Genomic DNA, 1460 nt, shown 5'->3' with positions numbered 1-1460 from the left:
ACGGCTGATGATCAGGCCGCTGACGGGCGCGCGGATGGTGGCCTGCGACAGGCGGGTTTGGGTCTCGGCGAGGGCGGCGTGCGCCGAGGCCAGATTGGCCGCCGAGGCGCGCTGATTGGCCAGGGCCGTGTCCAGCGACGCCTGGCTCAGGAAGCCGCGCGTCTTCAGTTCCTGCGCGCGCGCCAGGGCGGCGTCATCGCGGGCGACGTTGGCTTCGGCCGTCTGCACGGCCGCCTGCTGCTGGCGCACCTGGGCGCGCAACAGGACGTCGTTCATCTGCACCAGGGGCTGACCCTGGCGGACATAGGAGCCTTCGTCGACATAGAGGATCGTCGCTGTCAGTCCGCCGGTCTCGGCGGCGACCGGCACCTCTTCCCAGGCCGAGACGGTGCCCGAGGCGACCACGGTGCGGGGCAGGGCGACCGAGGTCGCCGTCGTCGCGCTGACGGTCTGGCGCGAGGCGCCGTCCTTTTTGTCTTTGTCATCCCCGTGTCCGCCGCAGGCGGCCAGGGTCAGGCTTGTAGCCAGAGCGAGGGCCAGGCTGACGGTCAGCCGGGCCGGAAAGCGTCGAGAGATCGCCACGTGCGGATATCCTGGGAGGTTGAGCGTACAGTCAGGCGCGCGCCAACCTTCTGTCCGGCGTCGCGGGCATAGCAACGCTACTTACTCGTTCGTTGATCCGCGCTCAAACGACTCATTCGCAATTACAGAGATGTAATCCAAGCTGCGACCGGCTGCCGCACCGTCGGCTCAGGGACGTTCCCGTGAGGGCAAGGCGGCGACTTCGGCTTCGGTCAGAGCCTTGACGACACGGACGCGGCACGGGCCGCCCATGCCCATGCCCCGAACTCTCAGCAGCGCTGAGTCGCCTGCGCAAAGACGCGATTTCCCGGTGCTTTCCGGGCGAATAGTCATGGACATGGCGAAGTCCAGATCCTGGCACACGCCGGTCGCCTGAGCCTGATAAATTCGCCCACGGCCCGTGTCGAAATAGATGTTGGAGCGATCATCCGACCGGAAGTTGCGGACCTGGTCGGGATAGAAGCACGGGGCGGCCGTCGATGAGGCCGTTTGCACCGAGGAGGCGCCGTTCGTCTGGGGCGCGCAGGCGACGGCGCCCAGGCTCATGGCCATGACCGTACAGGCGGCGAGGGAGGTGCGGCGGGCCATGGCGAGTCCTTTGCTGATCGTCGGTATCCGACCTTAGCGGTCTTCAGCGACGTTGTCATGACGCGAAGGGCTCAAGCGACGCCCATGATCGCGCTGAACAGGCGACGCCCGCTCCATGATCGTCGCCGCCAGGTGCTCGCCCAACAGGGGGGCGACGCAGAAACCGCGCGAACCCAGGCCGGTCAGGACATGAAGCCCGCTCTTCCATTCTCCGCACAGCGGCAGGCGGTCCGGCGTTGTCGCGCGCACGGCGACGCGGCGGCTGCGCGCCTCGGCGGGCGCCTGGTCCA

Annotated in this window: 3 protein-coding genes; all 3 read right to left on the bottom strand. The window is 68.0% G+C overall.

Features of this window, described 5'->3' with window-relative positions; all coding sequences use genetic code 11:
• On the bottom strand, positions 1-582 hold a 582-nt coding region (locus RT567_RS16800), incomplete at its 3' end, for an efflux RND transporter periplasmic adaptor subunit (protein ID WP_313577330.1).
• A 168-nt stretch (positions 583-750) separates the two neighbouring features.
• A complete protein-coding gene (locus RT567_RS16795; RefSeq protein WP_313577329.1) occupies positions 751-1170 on the bottom strand; it encodes a DUF6491 family protein in 420 nt (139 codons plus the stop codon).
• A gap of 33 nt (positions 1171-1203) precedes the next feature.
• On the bottom strand, positions 1204-1460 hold a 257-nt coding region (locus RT567_RS16790), incomplete at its 5' end, for an FAD-dependent oxidoreductase (RefSeq protein ID WP_313577328.1).

Origin of the sequence: Brevundimonas sp. (assembly GCF_032107865.1) — a bacterium.
Classification (GTDB): Bacteria; Pseudomonadota; Alphaproteobacteria; order Caulobacterales; family Caulobacteraceae; genus Brevundimonas.
Note: the sequence above shows the minus strand (reverse complement) of the source record. Positions and strands in the feature narration are given on the sequence as shown.

What these genes read in the sequence shown, in the direction of transcription:
- RT567_RS16795 (WP_313577329.1), bottom strand. Translation starts at nt 1,170, where the DNA reads ATGGCCCGCCGCACCTCCCTCGCCGCCTGTACGGTCATGGCCATGAGC.